Annotated in this window: 17 protein-coding genes; 6 read left to right on the top strand and 11 right to left on the bottom strand. The window is 72.3% G+C overall.

Annotation, left to right across the window (positions count from 1 at the left end):
• Window positions 1–63: 63 nt before the first annotated feature.
• From AC0680_RS36970 to AC0680_RS36930, 9 genes are all read right to left on the bottom strand, one after another.
• Entirely contained in the window at window positions 64–843 is a 780-nt protein-coding gene (locus AC0680_RS36970; RefSeq protein WP_384430840.1) for an HAD-IIA family hydrolase, read from the bottom strand.
• Window positions 844–1,047: 204 nt separating this feature from the next.
• Window positions 1,048–2,121, bottom strand: coding sequence for a 2-aminoethylphosphonate ABC transporter substrate-binding protein (locus AC0680_RS36965; protein ID WP_478637430.1), 1,074 nt, complete (start codon window positions 2,119–2,121; stop codon window positions 1,048–1,050).
• A 37-nt stretch (window positions 2,122–2,158) separates the two neighbouring features.
• On the bottom strand, window positions 2,159–2,956 hold the full coding sequence (locus tag AC0680_RS36960) for an ABC transporter permease (protein WP_478637429.1): 798 nt from the start codon (window positions 2,954–2,956) through the stop codon (window positions 2,159–2,161).
• The gene (locus tag AC0680_RS36955; RefSeq protein ID WP_478637428.1) at window positions 2,943–3,872 is read right to left on the bottom strand and encodes a 2-aminoethylphosphonate ABC transporter permease subunit; all 930 of its coding nucleotides are present in this window, start codon (window positions 3,870–3,872) and stop codon (window positions 2,943–2,945) included. Before AC0680_RS36955 ends, AC0680_RS36960 begins: the two co-directional genes overlap by 14 nt.
• Window positions 3,862–5,031 carry an ABC transporter ATP-binding protein gene (locus AC0680_RS36950; protein ID WP_478637426.1) on the bottom strand — a complete coding sequence of 390 codons (1,170 nt, stop codon included), beginning with the start codon at window positions 5,029–5,031 and terminating at the stop codon, window positions 3,862–3,864. The genes AC0680_RS36955 and AC0680_RS36950 overlap by 11 nt, the downstream gene beginning before the upstream one ends.
• Window position 5,032: 1 nt before the next feature.
• Complete coding sequence (locus AC0680_RS36945; protein ID WP_478637425.1) at window positions 5,033–5,746, bottom strand: phosphonatase-like hydrolase; 714 nt, start codon at window positions 5,744–5,746, stop codon at window positions 5,033–5,035.
• Window positions 5,740–6,861, bottom strand: coding sequence for a TIGR03364 family FAD-dependent oxidoreductase (locus AC0680_RS36940; protein ID WP_478637424.1), 1,122 nt, complete (start codon window positions 6,859–6,861; stop codon window positions 5,740–5,742). Before AC0680_RS36940 ends, AC0680_RS36945 begins: the two co-directional genes overlap by 7 nt.
• A 157-nt stretch (window positions 6,862–7,018) precedes the next feature.
• Window positions 7,019–7,789, bottom strand: a complete 771-nt coding sequence (locus AC0680_RS36935; protein WP_478637423.1) for a GntR family transcriptional regulator — start codon at window positions 7,787–7,789, stop codon at window positions 7,019–7,021.
• 88 nt (window positions 7,790–7,877) lie between these two features.
• Entirely contained in the window at window positions 7,878–9,002 is a 1,125-nt protein-coding gene (locus AC0680_RS36930; RefSeq protein WP_478637422.1) for an ROK family transcriptional regulator, read from the bottom strand.
• A 56-nt stretch (window positions 9,003–9,058) separates the two neighbouring features.
• On the opposite strand from AC0680_RS36930, the gene AC0680_RS36925 reads away from it, so the two are divergent.
• From AC0680_RS36925 to cutA, 3 genes are all read left to right on the top strand, one after another.
• Window positions 9,059–10,198, top strand: a complete 1,140-nt coding sequence (locus tag AC0680_RS36925; RefSeq protein WP_478637420.1) for a Gfo/Idh/MocA family oxidoreductase — start codon at window positions 9,059–9,061, stop codon at window positions 10,196–10,198.
• Window positions 10,195–10,668 (top strand): heme-degrading domain-containing protein, encoded by a 474-nt coding sequence (locus tag AC0680_RS36920; RefSeq protein ID WP_478637418.1) that lies wholly within the window; start codon window positions 10,195–10,197, stop codon window positions 10,666–10,668. The genes AC0680_RS36925 and AC0680_RS36920 overlap by 4 nt, the downstream gene beginning before the upstream one ends.
• Window positions 10,669–10,736: 68 nt before the next feature.
• Window positions 10,737–11,069 (top strand): divalent-cation tolerance protein CutA, encoded by a 333-nt coding sequence (cutA, locus tag AC0680_RS36915; protein WP_478637416.1) that lies wholly within the window; start codon window positions 10,737–10,739, stop codon window positions 11,067–11,069.
• A gap of 76 nt (window positions 11,070–11,145) precedes the next feature.
• Here the strand turns inward: cutA and AC0680_RS36910 are convergent, their stop codons facing one another.
• Together AC0680_RS36910 and AC0680_RS36905 are read right to left on the bottom strand one after the other, a co-directional pair.
• Entirely contained in the window at window positions 11,146–11,658 is a 513-nt protein-coding gene (locus tag AC0680_RS36910) for a GNAT family N-acetyltransferase (RefSeq protein WP_478637415.1), read from the bottom strand.
• Entirely contained in the window at window positions 11,649–12,632 is a 984-nt protein-coding gene (locus AC0680_RS36905) for a hypothetical protein (RefSeq protein WP_478637414.1), read from the bottom strand. Before AC0680_RS36905 ends, AC0680_RS36910 begins: the two co-directional genes overlap by 10 nt.
• 491 nt (window positions 12,633–13,123) lie before the next feature.
• Here AC0680_RS36905 and AC0680_RS36900 point away from each other — a divergent pair, with 491 nt between their 5' ends.
• From AC0680_RS36900 to AC0680_RS36890, 3 genes are all read left to right on the top strand, one after another.
• Window positions 13,124–13,471 (top strand): hypothetical protein, encoded by a 348-nt coding sequence (locus AC0680_RS36900; RefSeq protein ID WP_478637413.1) that lies wholly within the window; start codon window positions 13,124–13,126, stop codon window positions 13,469–13,471.
• A gap of 193 nt (window positions 13,472–13,664) precedes the next feature.
• On the top strand, window positions 13,665–13,910 hold the full coding sequence (locus AC0680_RS36895) for a hypothetical protein (RefSeq protein WP_478637412.1): 246 nt from the start codon (window positions 13,665–13,667) through the stop codon (window positions 13,908–13,910).
• Window positions 13,907–14,149 (top strand): DUF7848 domain-containing protein, encoded by a 243-nt coding sequence (locus AC0680_RS36890; RefSeq protein ID WP_478637411.1) that lies wholly within the window; start codon window positions 13,907–13,909, stop codon window positions 14,147–14,149. Before AC0680_RS36895 ends, AC0680_RS36890 begins: the two co-directional genes overlap by 4 nt.
• The last annotated feature ends 467 nt before the right edge of the window (window positions 14,150–14,616 follow it).

The raw sequence follows: 14,616 nt of genomic DNA, 5'->3' as shown, positions 1-14,616 counted from the left end.
CGTTCGGGTGGCGCCCGGCGCCGCGCGCCGCGCGCCGGGCCCCCGCCCGGCCGCCGGGCCGCGTCAGACCAGGTCGACCAGGTCCGCGATCGAGTCCACGACCCGGGACGGCCGGAAGGGGTGCCGGTCGATCTCCTCGGGGCGGGTCAGCCCCGTCAGCACGAGGAAGGTCTCCATCCCCGCCTCCAGGCCGGCCAGCACATCGGTGTCCATCCGGTCGCCGATCATCGCGGAGGTCTCGGAGTGGGCGCCGATGACGTTGAGCCCGTGCCGCATCATCAGCGGGTTGGGCTTGCCGACGAAGTACGGCTCGACGCCCGTCGCCTTGGTGATCAGCGCGGCCACCGACCCGGTCGCGGGCAGCGGCCCCTGGGGCGAGGGGCCGGTCTCGTCGGGGTTCGTCGCGATGAACCGGGCCCCGTCGTTGATCAGCCGGATCGCCTTCGTCAGCGCCTCGAAGGAGTAGGTCCGGGTCTCGCCGAGGACGACGTAGTCGGGGGCGTGGTCGGTCAGGACGTAGCCGATGTCGTGCAGGGCGGTGGTCAGGCCGGCCTCCCCGATGACGTGGGCGGTGCCGCCGGGCCGCTGCTCGTCCAGGAACTGGGCGGTGGCCAGCGCGGACGTCCAGATCGACTCCCAGGGCACGTCCAGCCCGATCCGGCTCAGCCGGGCGTGCAGGTCACGCGGGGTGTAGATGGAGTTGTTGGTCAGCACGAGAAAGGGCTTGCCCGATTCGCGCAGCCGCTTGATGAAGGCGTCCGCCCCGGGGACCGGGACGCCCTCGTGCATCAGGACGCCGTCCATGTCGGTGAGCCATGACTCGATCGGCTTGCGCTCTGCCACTGCCGGACTCCTGCCGTGCGTGATGACCAGGTGCGCCGGCCGCCTCCCGCACGCGTGGTGGGCCACCCGCCCGTCCCACGTGTCGTACGTACGGCCGACGCCCCCACCCTAAGTCAGCAGCCGTTCTCCCGACCCCGGCGATCGCCGTCCCGCGGGGCCCGTGCCCCCGCCCGCGCGGGGAGGGCACGGGCCGGGGGCCGGGTCTCAGCTGTTCGTGGCCGCCTTCCAGGCGTCCACGTACGAGTCCAGGTTCTTGTCGATGTCGTTCCAGTCGGGCTGGAAGACCTCCACACCGTCCATGAGCGCGGCGAGGGCCTTGGCGTTGGGGTCGGTGGGCCTGGTGTCCTTGCGGGCGGCGAAACCGCCACCGATGGCGGAGACCTGGCGCTGGACGGGCTCGGAGAGCAGGTAGTCCAGGAACTTCTCGGCGTTGGCGCGGTGCGGGGCGTTCTTGACCAGGCCGGCGGCGTAGGGCAGCGCGAAGGTGGTGGGCCGGCCGCCGGGCTCGGCCGCGGGGAAGAAGATGCCCTGGTTCGGCATCGACTTCATGTTGGCGAAGTTCATCTGGACGTCGCCGTTGGCGACCAGGAGTTCGCCCTTGTCCGTCTTGGGGGCGAGCTGGCCGGTGGAGGAGGACGGGCCGACGTTGTTGGCCTGGAGTCTGCCGAGGAACTTCATGGCCGGGCCCTGGCCGCCGAAGTCGTGCAGGGCCTTGATGAGGACGGCGGTGCCGTCGCCGGCGACGCCGGGCGTGGAGTACTGCAGCTTGTGCTCGAACCGTCCGTCCAGCAGGTCGTGCCAGGTGGCGGGGGGCTTCGCCAGTTCCTTCTTGTTGTAGACGAAGCAGAAGTAGTTGTTGACGATCGAGGTCCACTTGCCGGTCGGGCTCTTGTCGCCGGCGGCCACCTGGTCCGCGCCCTTGGGGCGGTAGACCTGCAGCAGGCCCTTGCCGTCGGCCTGCTGGATGAAGGGCGGGAGGGTGACGACGACGTCCGCCTGGGTGTTGGCGCGTTCGCGGGCCAGGCGCTGGACGGCCGCGCCCGAGCCGGACTCGACGTAGTCGACCTTGATGCCGGTCTTCTTCTCGAAGTCCTTGAAGACCTGGTCGTAGAAGCCGTCGCCCTTCTCGCCCTTGAGGCCGTCGGCGCTGTAGACGGTGATCTCCTTGGCGTTCGGGTCGGCGCCGGAGGCGCCGCCGCAGGCGGTGAGCGAGGCGGCGAGGGCGAGGGCGCCGCAGCAGGCGGCGAGCGGCTTGCGGAGGGCGGGGGCAGCGGGCATGGCGTAGCAACTCCTGGTAAGTACACGGGTGTCGGGCTCAGCGGTAGGTGGCTCGGGTGCGGATACGGGAGACGCCGAGGAGGGCGAGCAGGGTGGTCGCCATCAAGGTCACCGCGAGTGCGGCGCCGGCGAAGAGGGAGCCGCGGTCGGTGGCGGCGAAGATCTGGACGGGCAGGGGTGTCCAGTCGGGGGGATAGAGCATCATCGTGGCGCTCACCTCGCCCATGGACAGGGCGAAGCAGAGGCCGGCGGCCGCGGTGAGGGACGGCAGCAGCAGGGGGAGCCTGATGCGCCACAGGACGACGGCGGGGCGGGCGCCGAGGCCGGCCGCGCTCTGCTCGTACGCCGGGTCCAGGCGGGCCAGCGCGGCCGTCACGGACTGGTAGGCGAAGGCGGTGACCAGCACGCTGTGGGCGATGACCACGATCTGGGGCGTGCCGTTGAGCAGGAACGGGGGCCGGGAGAAGGCGACGAGGAGGGAGAGGCCCACCACGACGGAGGGCACCGCGACGGGGAGGAGGAAGAGGCCGTCGAGGAGGCGGCGGGCGCGGCGGCCCAGCTTCTCGGCGGCCAGGGCGGCCCAGGTGCCGGCGGTGAGTGCGGCGGCGCTCGCCGCCAGGGCCGTCAGGACGCTGGTGAGCAGGGCGTCGGGCGCGTCGCCCCGGGCGATGTCCTGATAGTGGGTCAGGGTCGCGCCCGAGGGCAGGGCGCCGCTCCAGTTGGTCGCGAGGGACGCGCCGACGATCACCAGCAGGGGCAGGGCGAAGACGGGGACGAAGAGGGCGAGGAAGAGGATGTGGACGGCCCGGCGGGCGGTCCTGCTATGCACCAGCACGGTGGGCACCTCCGGTGTGCGGGCCGGCTCGGCCGCCCGTGCGGGACATCACGGCCCGGTAGAGGGCGTAGAGCGCGACGGACAGGGCGATGTTGACGACGGCGACGACGCAGGCCCCGGTGTAGTCGCCGTCGAGGATCGCCTTGGTGTACACGAGCATCGGGAGGGTGACGACGTCCTTGGCGCCGGTGAAGAGCACGATGCCGAACTCGTTGAGGCACAGGACCAGCACCAGCGCGCCGCCCGCCGCCAGTGACGGCAGCGCCTCGGGCAGGATCACCGTCCGCACGATCCGCCACGGCCGGGCGCCCAGCGACGCGGCGGCCTCCAGCTGACCGGTCTCCATCTGCGCGAAGGCGGCGAGCAGCGGGCGCATCACGAACGGGGTGAAGTAGGTGACCTCGGCCAGCAGGACGCCCCAGGGGGTGGTCAGGAACGCAAGCGGCCCGTGGGCGGCGCCGGTCACGTCCGTCCACAGGCCGTTGGCCACGCCGGCGGTGCCGTAGAGGAAGAGCAGGGCGAGGGTGATCAGGAAGGAGGGGAAGGCCAGGAAGACGTCGATGAAGCGGCCCAGCGCCCGGCCGCCGGGGAGCGGGACGAAGGCGATCACGAGGGAGAGCGCCAGGCCCAGCAGGAGCGCGCCGACGGTGGCGCCGGCGGCGATCAGCACGGTGGTGGTCAGGGCGGCGCGGAAGGACGCCTCGGCGAAGACCTCCGCGTACGGGGCGGTGGAGGGGCCGGCGCCGTCGGGGGTGAGGGACTGCCACACCACCAGGGCGATGGGGTAGAGGAAGACCAGGGCGAGGGCGGCGACGGGCGGCAGGGCCCACAGGGCGGCCCCGGCCTTCGCCGGGCGGGTGCGCCGCCCCGGCGCCACCGGACCGCGCGCCGCTGCCACCGCTGCGTCACCGGCCATGGTGCCCGCCGCCCTCGCGTCCCGGGGCGGCCGGTGCGGGCCCGGCCGGTATCAGCACCGCGTCCTGCGGCGCGAAGTGCAGCGCGGCCTCGTCGCCCGGCTCCGGGGGCCGGCGCAGTTCGCGCACGTCGGCCAGGACGCGGTGGCCGTCGACGGTCACCTGCAGCCGGTGGGTGGCGCCGCGCCACTGCACGTCGGTGACCGTGCCGCGCAGCGTGTTGCCGGTGCCGTCGCCGTCCCCCAGGCCGACCAGATGCGGCCGTACGCACAGGGTCGCGGCGGCGCCCGTGGCCACTGCCTCCCCCACGGGCACGGCCAGCCTGCGCCCGCCGAAGTCGACGCCGTCGCCGTCGCCGCGCACGGTGACCGGCAGCAGGTTCGCGGTGCCGACGAAGGAGGCGGTGAACTCGCTGCGCGGGCGCCGGTAGAGCTCCTGCGGGGTGCCGCACTCGCGCAGCCGGCCCGCCCGTAGCACCGCGATCCGGTCGGCCAGGGTCAGCGCCTCGACCTGGTCGTGGGTGACGTAGAGGACGGAGACCTCCGGCAACTCCCGGTGCAGCCGGGCGAGTTCGGCGAGCATGCCGGAGCGCAGCTGGGCGTCGAGGGCGGAGAGCGGCTCGTCCAGCAGCAGCACGCCGGGGCGGATGGCCAGGGCCCGGGCGATGGCGACCCGCTGCTGCTGGCCGCCGGAGAGCTCGCGGGGGTGGCGGCCGGCGTAGGCGGCCATGCCGGTCATCTCCAGCGCCTCGGCGACCCGGCCGGGGATCTCGGCGCGCGGGGTCCTGTGCGCCCGCAGGCCGAAGGCGACGTTGTCGGCGACCTTCATGTGCGGGAAGAGCGCGTACTGCTGGACGACCATGCCGATGCCGCGCCGGTGCGGCGGCAGCCCGGTCACGTCCCGGCCGCCGATCAGCACCCGCCCGGAGGCCGGCTGGACGAATCCGGCGACCGCCCGCAGTGCGGTGGTCTTGCCGGAGCCGGACGGGCCGAGCAGCGCCATCACCTCGCCCGGTTCGACGGTCAGGTCGAAGGAGTCCAGGACGGAGTGCTCGCCGCGCCCGCCGTAGGCGACGGTGACGTGGTCGAAGCGGATGCCCGACGCGGGCCGGGACGGGGACGCCTCGGCGGCCCTGGCGGATGCGGCGGCTGGGGCGGTCATCTCACACCACCCCCAGCAGCGCGGGCAGTTCGGCGACCGATCCCAGGACGTGGGTGGCGCCGGCGGACGCCAGCTGCGCCGCGTCGTGGGCGCCGGTGAGCACGCCGGCGACGACCGAGGCGCCGGCCCGGCGGCCGGAGAGCATGTCGTAGGACGTGTCGCCGGCCACCGCGACCCGCTGGACGGAGTCGGTGGCGTGGGTGCGCAGCAGCGCGGTGAGGACCAGGTCGGGGTAGGGGCGGCCGCGGCCGCCGGCGTCGGCCGGGCACAGGGTGAGCGGGACCAGGTCCTGCCAGCCGAGCGCGCCGAGGATGGCGTCCTGGGTGACCCGGGCGAAGCCGGTGGAGAGCACGACGGTGCGCCCGGCCGCCCGCAGCGCCTCGATCGCCTCGCGGGCGCCGGGGACGGGAGCGATCCGCCCGCCGTCGACCAGCTCGCCGTACGCCGTCTCGAAGGCGGCGTTGGCGCGCCGGGCGGCGGCCTCGTCGCCGAAGAGGTGGCGGAAGACGGAGATCTTGGACTCGCCCATGGTGGCGCGTACGTAGGCGAGCTTGGCGGCGTGGTCGGGGCTGCCGTGCTCGACGCCCAGGTGCCGGGCGGCGGCGTCGAAGGCCTGCTCGACCAGTCCGCCGTCGGCGACGGTGGTGCCGGCCATGTCGAGGACGACCAGCTGGATGTCGTGGTCGGGGGTGTGTTGCGGCAACTCGCTCACCATCCCAGTTCGTTCGCGGTGGTCTCGGCGATGGCCGGGGAGCAGGTCATCCCGCGCCCGCCCGGCCCGGTGACCAGCCAGACGCCGTCGCGGGCCTGCCGGCGGTGGACGACCCGGGTGGTGTCGGTGCACTGGGCGTAGACCCCGGCCCAGCGGCGGCGGATCCGGGGCAGCGGGCGGCCCAGCAGCGCTTCGACGACACCGGTCAGATGCTCGTAGGGCTCCTCGACGGTGTCGAAGGCGAACGGCGTCTCGTACTCGTGGGTGTCGCCGATGGTCAGGCCGCCGTCGGCGCGCTGCACCATCAGCAGTTGCATCCTGTGCTCGGCGGCGGTCGGCTCCTGGGCCTGGCCGGCGTTGAGCGCGTCCAGGGCCTCGCTCTTGTACGCCGGGTAGTAGCGGAAGCTGTCGGCGTCGGCGACGGAGGTGGTCAGCGCCTCGCCGAGCGGGTCGGTCTGCATCATCTGCAGCCGCACCCGGCGCACCGGCAGGTCGGGGACCAGCTCGCGGACCAGCCCGCCGAGCCAGGCGCCGGTGCACAGGACGACCGCGTCGCCGTGGTGGGTCTCGCCGTGGTCGTCGCGTACCGCACGCTCGCCGACCACCGCCCGGACCTCCCGGCCGCCGAGGTAGGTGTACCGCCCGGACCGCAGCAGCTCGTCCTTCAGGGCGCGTTGGGCGACCCGCGGCTCCACGGCGGCGTCCCGCTCGCACCACAGGGCGCCGGTGAAGTCGCCGCGCAGGGCGGGGTTGAGGGCGCGGGCCCGGTCGGCGTCGAGCAGCCGGTAGCCGCGGTCGGCGGCGTCGGGGCGGCGGGCGGCGGCCTCGGCGACCGCCCGCTCGGCGTCGTTCCTGACCACGGTCAGCGAGCCGATGGCGCGGAAGCCGAGCGCGGGGACGCGGGCGCCGATGCCCTCCCACAGTGCGCGGGCGCGCAGGGCGCACCGAAGCTCCTCGCCGCCGGCCCGGCCGCTGACCCAGATCTGTCCGAAGTTACGGACCGAGGCGCCGCGGGCCTCGGCCTCCCGTTCGAGGTGCAGGACCTCGTGGCCCCGCTCGATGGCATGCCAGGCGTGCATGGTGCCCAGTACGCCGGCTCCGACAACTATGACTCGCATGCCCCAGACGGTCGTGGCGGCGGGTGGCCCGCGAGGGGTGGTTCGGCGACGCGACGGTGAACGGGTGCCCAAAGTTGGCCTAGACCCGTTATCTGTTCGTGACATTCATGGGTGGGCGGTGCACCTGCTGCCCAGCCCCGCGCCGCGGCCCCGCGCCTCAGCCCCGCGCCGGTGCGCCCAGGTGGGTGGTGAAGGAGAACCGGTCGCCCCGATAGAGGGAGCGCACCCGCTCCAGCGGGCGGCCTTCGGTGTCCCGGGACAGCCGGTGGATCAGCAGCATGGGCAGCGCGCCCGGCGTGCCGATCAGCAGCGCCTCGCGCGGGGTGGCGAGTACGGTCTCCAGCCGCTCGTCCGCGTCGCCGAAGCCGATGCCCAGCCGCTGGTGGAGGTAGGCGTAGAAGGACGAGTCCGGCGCGAAGTCGGCGGCCAGGTCCGGGACCCGCTCGACCGCGACATAGGTGCTCTCCAGCCCGACCCGCTCGTCGTCGGCGAGCAGCACCCGCTCCATGTGCCATACCGCGTCCCCGGCCGTAAGGCCCAGATCGGCGGCGAGCGCGGGCGGGCAGGGGAAGCGGTCCAGGCCGACGAGGTGCCGGCCGGGCCTGCGGCCCTGGCCGCGTACGCCTTCGGTGTAGCTGGCGAGGGAGAGCGGCTGCGCCAGCTTGGGCCCGGCGACGACCGTGCCGCGCCCCAGCCGCCGCAGCCGCCCCTCCAGGACCAGTTCGCGCAGGGCCTGGCGCAGCGTCTCGCGGGAGACCTCCAGGCGCGCTGCCAGCTCACGCTCGGTGGGCAGCACCTGGCCCTCGCCCAACTCGTCGAGCAGTGCGGCGATTTCGACCTTGGCCGCGTAGTACTTGGGGATGCGCCCGTGCTCGGGGACGCCGGACCGGACGGGTGCGCCAGGATCCTGGCCGTAGGGGAACTCCACGGCGCGATCCTCGCACCCGCGGGCGCGGCGGCCGGGGATCGGGGTGCGCCCGGATGAGCGGCCCCGGCTCACCCGGGGCGGGGCGGCGTCACCCGAAGAGGGGGGCGAGCACCAGCTCCGCCGCACCGTCGGCGACTGCCCGGCCGGGGGCGAGCGCGACCGACACCGCGGCCCCGGCGCTGCCGCGGGTGCGGGCCTGGGCGGCCAGCGCCCGGGACACTCCGCTCAAAAACGGCTCGGGGGCGCCCAGTACCGTGCGGCCGCCGAGCAGCACCCGGTCGATGTCCAGCAGCTCGACGAGGTTGGCGGCGCCGACGCCCAACGCCTCGGCCGCGGCCGGCAGATCTCCGCCGGCCACCGCCGCCAGGCACAGCGCCTCGATGCAGCCGCGCCGTCCGCAGCCGCAGCGCGGACCGTCCAACTGGACGATCTGGTGGCCGAATTCACCGGCGCCGGTGCGCGGGCCGCGGTAGAGGCCGCCGTCCAGCACGAGCCCGGCGCCGAGGCCGGTGCCCAGGTGCAGATAGCCGAAGGAGCCGGCGCCGGCGGGCAGGGTGCGGGCCAGGCCGAGCGCCGCGGCGTTGGTGTCCTTGTCGAGCGCGACGGGGAGGCCGAGCCGGGCGGCGAAGGCGTCCCGCAGGGGGAAGCCGTCCCACTGGGGGGCGCCGGTGACGCGGTGCAGCACTCCGGTGGCGTGGTCCAGCGGCCCGGGGCAGGCCACCCCCGCCCCCAGCACCAGCGGCCCGCCGGCCTGCGAGAGCAGCTCGGCGACCTCGCGTTCGGCCGTGGTGAGCACCTGCTCCGCCCCCGCTTCGAACGCCAGCGGGGCCCGGCGCACCGCGACCGCGCGGCCGGCGAGGTCGGCGAGCACGGCGGTGAGCTCGTCGCGGTCCAGGTGCAGGCCTATCGCGTGCCGGGCGCCGGGGACCAGGCGCAGGACCGTGGCGGGCTTGCCGCCCGTGGAGGCGCGGCGGCCCGCCTCGGCGGCCAGGCCCTCGGCCCGCAGCCGCGCGGTGATCTTACTGACGGCCTGCGGGGTGAGCCCCGTCTGCGCGGCGAGCTCCAGCCGGCTGACGCCCTCCTCGCCGGCCGCGCGCAGCAGCCCCAGCACCAGCGCGGTGTTGTGACCGCGCAGCGCGGGGAGGTTGGCGCCCGGACTGCCGGCGAAGCCGCCCTGACGGGAGGCGCGGGAGGGGATGTCGTCGCTGCTCACCCGCCCATTGTCGGCAGTGGCTTGCACTTTGGCAACAGCGTTGCTTAAGTAGGGGTATGAGTGAGACGAGCGAGGAGAGTGCGATGAGCCGCCCCACCGGTACCCCCGCCCCCGGCGACCCGCTGCGCGTCGGCCTCCTCGGCTACGGCCTGGCGGGCTCGGTCTTCCACGCCCCGCTGATCGCCGCCACCGACGACCTGCTGCTCGACACCGTCTCCACCTCCGATCCCCAGCGGCAGGCGCAGGCCCGCGCCGAGCATCCGCAGGCGCGTACGGTCGCCACGGCGGACGAGGTCCTCGACCGCGCCGCGGACCTCGACCTGATCGTCATCGCGACGCCGAACAAGACCCATGTGCCGCTCGCCACCGCCGCCCTGGAGGCCGGTGTGCCGGTGGTCGTCGACAAGCCGCTGGCCGCGACCGCCGCCGAGGCCGAGAAGCTCGCCGCGCTCGCCGAGGAGCGCGGACTGCTGCTGTCGGTATTCCAGAACCGCCGCTGGGACAACGACTTCCGCACCGTCCGCAAGCTGATCGAGGACGGCGCGCTCGGCGACATCACGCGCTTCGAGTCCCGCTTCGAGCGCTGGCGGCCGCAGCCCAAGGGCGGCTGGCGCGAGTCCGGCGACCCGGCGGAGATCGGCGGGCTGCTCTACGACCTCGGCAGCCACCTCACCGACCAGGCACTGACCCTCTTCGGCCCGGTCGTCTCCGTCTACGCCGAGTCCGACATCCGCCGCCCGGGCGCGGAGGCCGACGACGACACCTTCATCGCCCTCACCCACGCGAGCGGCGTCCGCTCCCACCTGTGGGTCAGCGCCACCACCCCGCTGCTGGGCCCCCGCTTCCGGCTGCTCGGCACCAAGGCCGGCTACACCAAGCACGGTCTGGACCCCCAGGAGGCCGCGCTGCGCGAGGGCCTGCGGCCCGGCGCCGAGGGCGTGGAGTGGGGCGTGGAGCCGAAGTCCGGCTGGGGCCGGATGGGCGCCGGGGCCTCCCCGCGGTCCGGGGGCGGCGAGCCCGTACCGACACTGCCCGGCGACTACCCCGCGTACTACTCCGCGATCGCCCGTGCCCTGCGCGAGGGCGGCGCACCGCCGGTGAGCGCCGCCGAGGCCGCGGCCGCGCTGCGCGTCCTGGAGGCCGCGAAGCTCTCCGCGGCCGAGGGCCGTACGGTCCGGATCGAGGCGGGCGTGTGACCAAGGCGCCGAAGACGGACGAGGTGCGCGCCCTCGAAGAGCACGAACGACGCCTGGTCTTCGACAGGTTCGGCAACGACGACGCCTGGGAACTGGGCTCACGTCTGGTGGCGTTGGCGCGCGAGCGGGACGCCGCGGTGACCATCGGCATCCGACGCGGCGCCCAGCGGCTGTTCCACTGCGCGCTGCCGGGCACCTCCGCCGACAACGACGCCTGGATCGCCCGCAAGTCCGCCGTCGTCGAGCGCTACGGCGAGTCCTCGTTCCTGGTCGGCGCCCGCTTCCGCGCCAAGGGCCGCACGTTCGAGGACTCCTCCCGCCTCGACCCGGACCGCTTCGCCGCGCACGGCGGGGCGTTCCCGATCCGCGTGCGCGGCACGGGCGTGGTGGGGGTGGTCGCGGTGTCGGGGCTTCCGCAGGCGGAGGATCACGCGCTGGTGGTCGAGGCGGTGCGTTGCCACTTGGCGTAGCCGCTCACTCCGGGGGCCGGTATCCGTAGCCGCAACGAACGCCGGCGGCCGACGGCCATGCTCGCCGCATGGCTGACTTCCTGCAGGTCTCCACAGCGACGGAGACGCGCGAGCAAGCGGTAGAGCTGGCCCGTTCCGTAGTGACAGGCCGTCTCGCGGCCGGCGCCCAGATCACGGGCCCCGTGGTCTCCGCCTTCTGGCATGAGGGCGAGTTCGGAACGGGCGAGGAGTGGCAACTCCTTCCCAAGAGCCCGGCCGACGGTTACTCCGCGCTGGAGGCGCACCTCCTGAAACACCACCCGTGGAAGAACCCCGAAGTCTCGGCCGTTCCCCTCGTGACCGGGTCGGACGCGTACCTCCGCTGGATCGCCACTACCGCCGGGCCGGTCTCCGACGAGTAGGCGTCATGGGCGCGCCTTCTCCAAGACCTCGGCGAAGCCAGGAAGGACCGCACCGAATTGCCCGATCTCCAGACACTCATGTGCGCGTCAGGCCCTTGGCCATGACGGCATATAGCGGCGAGTCATCTGACGGCTTCGCTTCACCCACTTTGATGTAGTTCCAACGCTCGTACAGCGCTTGGACTTTGTGGTGGGTGGAGTCAACCAAAAGCGTTATGACATTGGCTTCGACAGAGTTGATCAGGGCGTCATGAATCCGCTTTGCCCTGCCGGCCCCGCGCCATGGGGTAACCACCATCAATTCCGATAGCGCGAAGACCGATCCCCTGGCAGTGGCTGGCCGTTGGTGCCCCGTCCACCACCCACCCGGACTGAACATGGAGCCGTATGCGTACCCGACAGGGCCACCCTCTTCCCAACCCGATACACACCGCCAGTTCTCACGCGAGGACCACAGGTCGAAGAAGTACGCGAAGCGTTCGCGCGAGTGAAACGGGTCCGGATCGTCCCCGTAGACCTCGTCGTGGATATCGAGCAGCAGGGACCTGACGTCCGGTGCATCGGCATGCGTGTAGTGCTTCAGATCCATTGACGGGACTCCTCTATCCACTCGATGACATCAGCACCCTTTGAACCTGAGGCTACGATCACCTTTCGCGTCGCAGCCAGCTTCTGAGCAGTTCTCCTCGATCCCGAAGAGGGCGGCAGCAGCATATGAGCCTGCCTACCTGTCACACAGGCCAACTCCAACTCTCCTTGCCTGGCCTGAGCCAGCGACAGGTTGGCTGTATACAGAGCCTTGTTGCGGGCCTTACCGTCCGGGGTAGCAGCGAGCGTGCGATGCAGGCAGTACTCCGCCCGATCGTGATCGCCCAATGCCGACCAGATGGACGCGGACAGACCGTCCACCTCGCTGGCATCGAAGAATTTGATCCACTCCGGCCGTTGATCGTCCGCGCTACGGGTGAAAGCACGCTCCGCGTCACTGAGAGCTCGCACAGCTTCTGAGCGGTGGCCGAGGTGTGCAAGTCCGTAGGCGTTCCGGATGTGTCCGAGAGAGGCGTACAAGGGGTCTCTCCGGGCAATGGATGAGCTTTTCATTGCCTCTGCCCCGGCGACGGCTTCGGCCTGGTTCTCACGCTGGCTGGAGGTGAACGTCAGATGGTTCCAGACGTGGTACATCGTCTCGCTGTCGCGGGACAGGCCGGCGAAGGTCAGAGCCTTGTCGAGATGAGCGCGCGCCCGCCGCGGGGAGCGTGCGTCAATGGCTGCGAAGGCCGCGGAGCTGATGACTTCGGCAGCGAGCCGATAAAGCATGTCTCGCACGCGAGTTGAGGATGAGGACACGGCAAGGGTGGACTGAATCCGGGAAGCCAGTTCCACCGCGAGGTTTTCCACCCTTCGCGATCCCCCAACGGCCTGATCCTCTTGGAGGATGGTCACGTGGTCCTGATGGAATCGACGGACATCGTTGACGCCAAGGCGCCCATGAACGGGCGCGTACGGAGTGGCAATGGCCAGGGCTGTACCGCTTGCGGCGGTGAGGAGTGCACGTCGGTGCACGGGATCTCCCTCCGGAGGGGCGACGCTTCCTGCGTGGCACGAACCCCAGGTCTTCGGCACTGGCATCAAGAACCTTCTCCAGGCAGAGCCTGATGCGGTCCTGCGGCCACTTCGTCACGCCGCGCAGCCATCTCCGGATGTCAGCGTCGGTGACGTTGCCCTGCTTGCCTGTCAGGAGTTCGATCTCAGCATTGATCTGACGTGCTAACTCGGCCTGAGAGAAGCCGAATTCAGCGATCCGCTCTGCGAGCTTGCGGTTTCCCTGCGTCATGCCCTCACGGTAACGACGTGCGATCGCCCTGACACGGGCCAAGGTAAAAATCACCTGGGTCGCGCGAGGGCGAGACGGGCTCTTCCACCTGTCCGCTGTGCCGTGCTGGCCGTTGACTAGGCATCGCCAGATTCAAAGGCCGACGGAGCGCAAGCCCGCCAGACAGCACGCGCTCGCGCCTGACGGCAAGCACCCCCGCGACGGGCGAACGTCCGGGGGCATGGCCACCAACCCCCTGGAGGTTGACGACATGCGTAAACATAGCGCGTGGATCTTCGAACTGCTGTTGCGGGTATTACTGCCCGCGCGAGGGCGTCACCGGTCCGCCGTCACAGTGCCCGCCGTCAGGTGGGCGGACGCGCCGACGCTCGCGCTTCCCCGCACCCCCGTCCGGCATCAGGGGCTGCTGCGTGGTGAGGACGTGCACCTGATCCGCCCGTACGTCCTCACGTCCGAGGAGCGGCAGAGGCGGCGGTTGCAGCGTGGGCGGCGGCGGGCGTTGTGGCTCGCGTCGTACGGGCTCGATGCCGGACCGCGTTGGATTCACGGTGTGGAGGTGGTGGGCTGATGCCCCGCAACTGCCGCCCCGTTCATCTCATGGAACCGGTTCCGGTACCGGAGCCTGAGCCGGTTGCCGGGTGCGATGTGTGTACGGCCCTGGCCGGGCAGCGCACGGCAGCGCGTGCTGTCGGGGACACGTCGAAGGCGATCGACTGCAGCATCGAAATCGGCCGCCACCCCCACACGAAGGCGGCGCGGTCATGAGCGCGGGCGTGTGGTCGCGGCTGCGGGACCGGGCCGAGGAAGCATGGAACCGGCACGTCAGGTACCGGGAGCTGTACCGGCAGCTCGATCAGATGCGGGCGGACCTCAAGGCCCGTACCGCATGGATGGATGAGCTGACCGAAGAGGAGACGGCGGCGATGCTGCGCGGTCTCGCCGAGTGCATCGACGCCATGGAGACGGCAGGCGGAGATACCCCGGAGCGGCCGGAGTGGCTGGTATGAGGGCGCGTTACCGGTTCGCCGAGTGGACGCTGGCGGCCCATTCGGAAGTGCGGTTCATCGGCGAGTGCCTGGACTGCGGGGAACGCTGCGTCGATACCGAGTCCGCCGATGATGCGCAGGGGTGGTGCCTCAAGCACGCCGGACTCACCGGAGATCGGCGCTTCGAGATGAAGGGATTCCAGCTCTTCACCGCCTACATGACCAACGCGGCGGAAGACGGCGCTCCTCCCGCGACGTAGGTCGGGCGGGGCTGCGGTGGTCCTCAACATCGTGATGAGAGGAGGTGAACGTCCATGTGCCCCGTTGAAGGTTGTGGAGGCAGGCTGGTCCACAACGGCAAGTCCGCCACGTGCGACACGTGCCACAACACGTTTGACACCTGACATCGCACCGGCCTGCGGCGGCGGCTCTCGCCCCCGAGAGAGCCGGGGCCGTCGGCCGTCCGCTCACCCAAGTCGGGCGGCCGGGGTGCCTATTGGGGGTGGGTGGTGGGCTGCGCTTCCCGCAGTCGCCTGCTGCCCAGCGGAACGCGCGCCAGCTGGTCGTATACCCGCCGACGCGGTGGGGGACCACGCGGGCACGCCCCCACCGGCCCCCTTCCCCACCCCCAACGGGAGGTGGCGGGGGGGGGGGGGGGGGGGGGGGGGGGGGGGGGGGGGGGGGGGGGGCAACCCCCCCCCCCCCCCCCCCACCGCGGCATGGAGGA

Source organism: Streptomyces sp. NPDC043738 (assembly GCF_056436545.1).
The sequence above is the reverse complement of the archived record's forward strand: the minus strand, read 5'-3'. Positions and strand labels throughout refer to the sequence as shown.

Bases quoted from the DNA above. Each gene is read 5' to 3' on its own strand.
- AC0680_RS36965 (WP_478637430.1), bottom strand. From the start codon at position 2,121: ATGCCCGCTGCCCCCGCCCTCCGCAAGCCGCTCGCCGCCTGCTGCGGC.
- AC0680_RS36955 (WP_478637428.1), bottom strand. From the start codon at position 3,872: ATGGCCGGTGACGCAGCGGTGGCAGCGGCGCGCGGTCCGGTGGCGCCG.
- AC0680_RS36950 (WP_478637426.1), bottom strand. From the start codon at position 5,031: ATGACCGCCCCAGCCGCCGCATCCGCCAGGGCCGCCGAGGCGTCCCCG.
- AC0680_RS36945 (WP_478637425.1), bottom strand. From the start codon at position 5,746: ATGGTGAGCGAGTTGCCGCAACACACCCCCGACCACGACATCCAGCTG.
- AC0680_RS36940 (WP_478637424.1), bottom strand. From the start codon at position 6,861: ATGCGAGTCATAGTTGTCGGAGCCGGCGTACTGGGCACCATGCACGCC.
- AC0680_RS36925 (WP_478637420.1), top strand. From the start codon at position 9,059: ATGAGTGAGACGAGCGAGGAGAGTGCGATGAGCCGCCCCACCGGTACC.
- cutA (WP_478637416.1), top strand. From the start codon at position 10,737: ATGGCTGACTTCCTGCAGGTCTCCACAGCGACGGAGACGCGCGAGCAA.
- AC0680_RS36910 (WP_478637415.1), bottom strand. From the start codon at position 11,658: ATGGATCTGAAGCACTACACGCATGCCGATGCACCGGACGTCAGGTCC.
- AC0680_RS36900 (WP_478637413.1), top strand. From the start codon at position 13,124: ATGGCCACCAACCCCCTGGAGGTTGACGACATGCGTAAACATAGCGCG.
- AC0680_RS36895 (WP_478637412.1), top strand. From the start codon at position 13,665: ATGAGCGCGGGCGTGTGGTCGCGGCTGCGGGACCGGGCCGAGGAAGCA.
- AC0680_RS36890 (WP_478637411.1), top strand. From the start codon at position 13,907: ATGAGGGCGCGTTACCGGTTCGCCGAGTGGACGCTGGCGGCCCATTCG.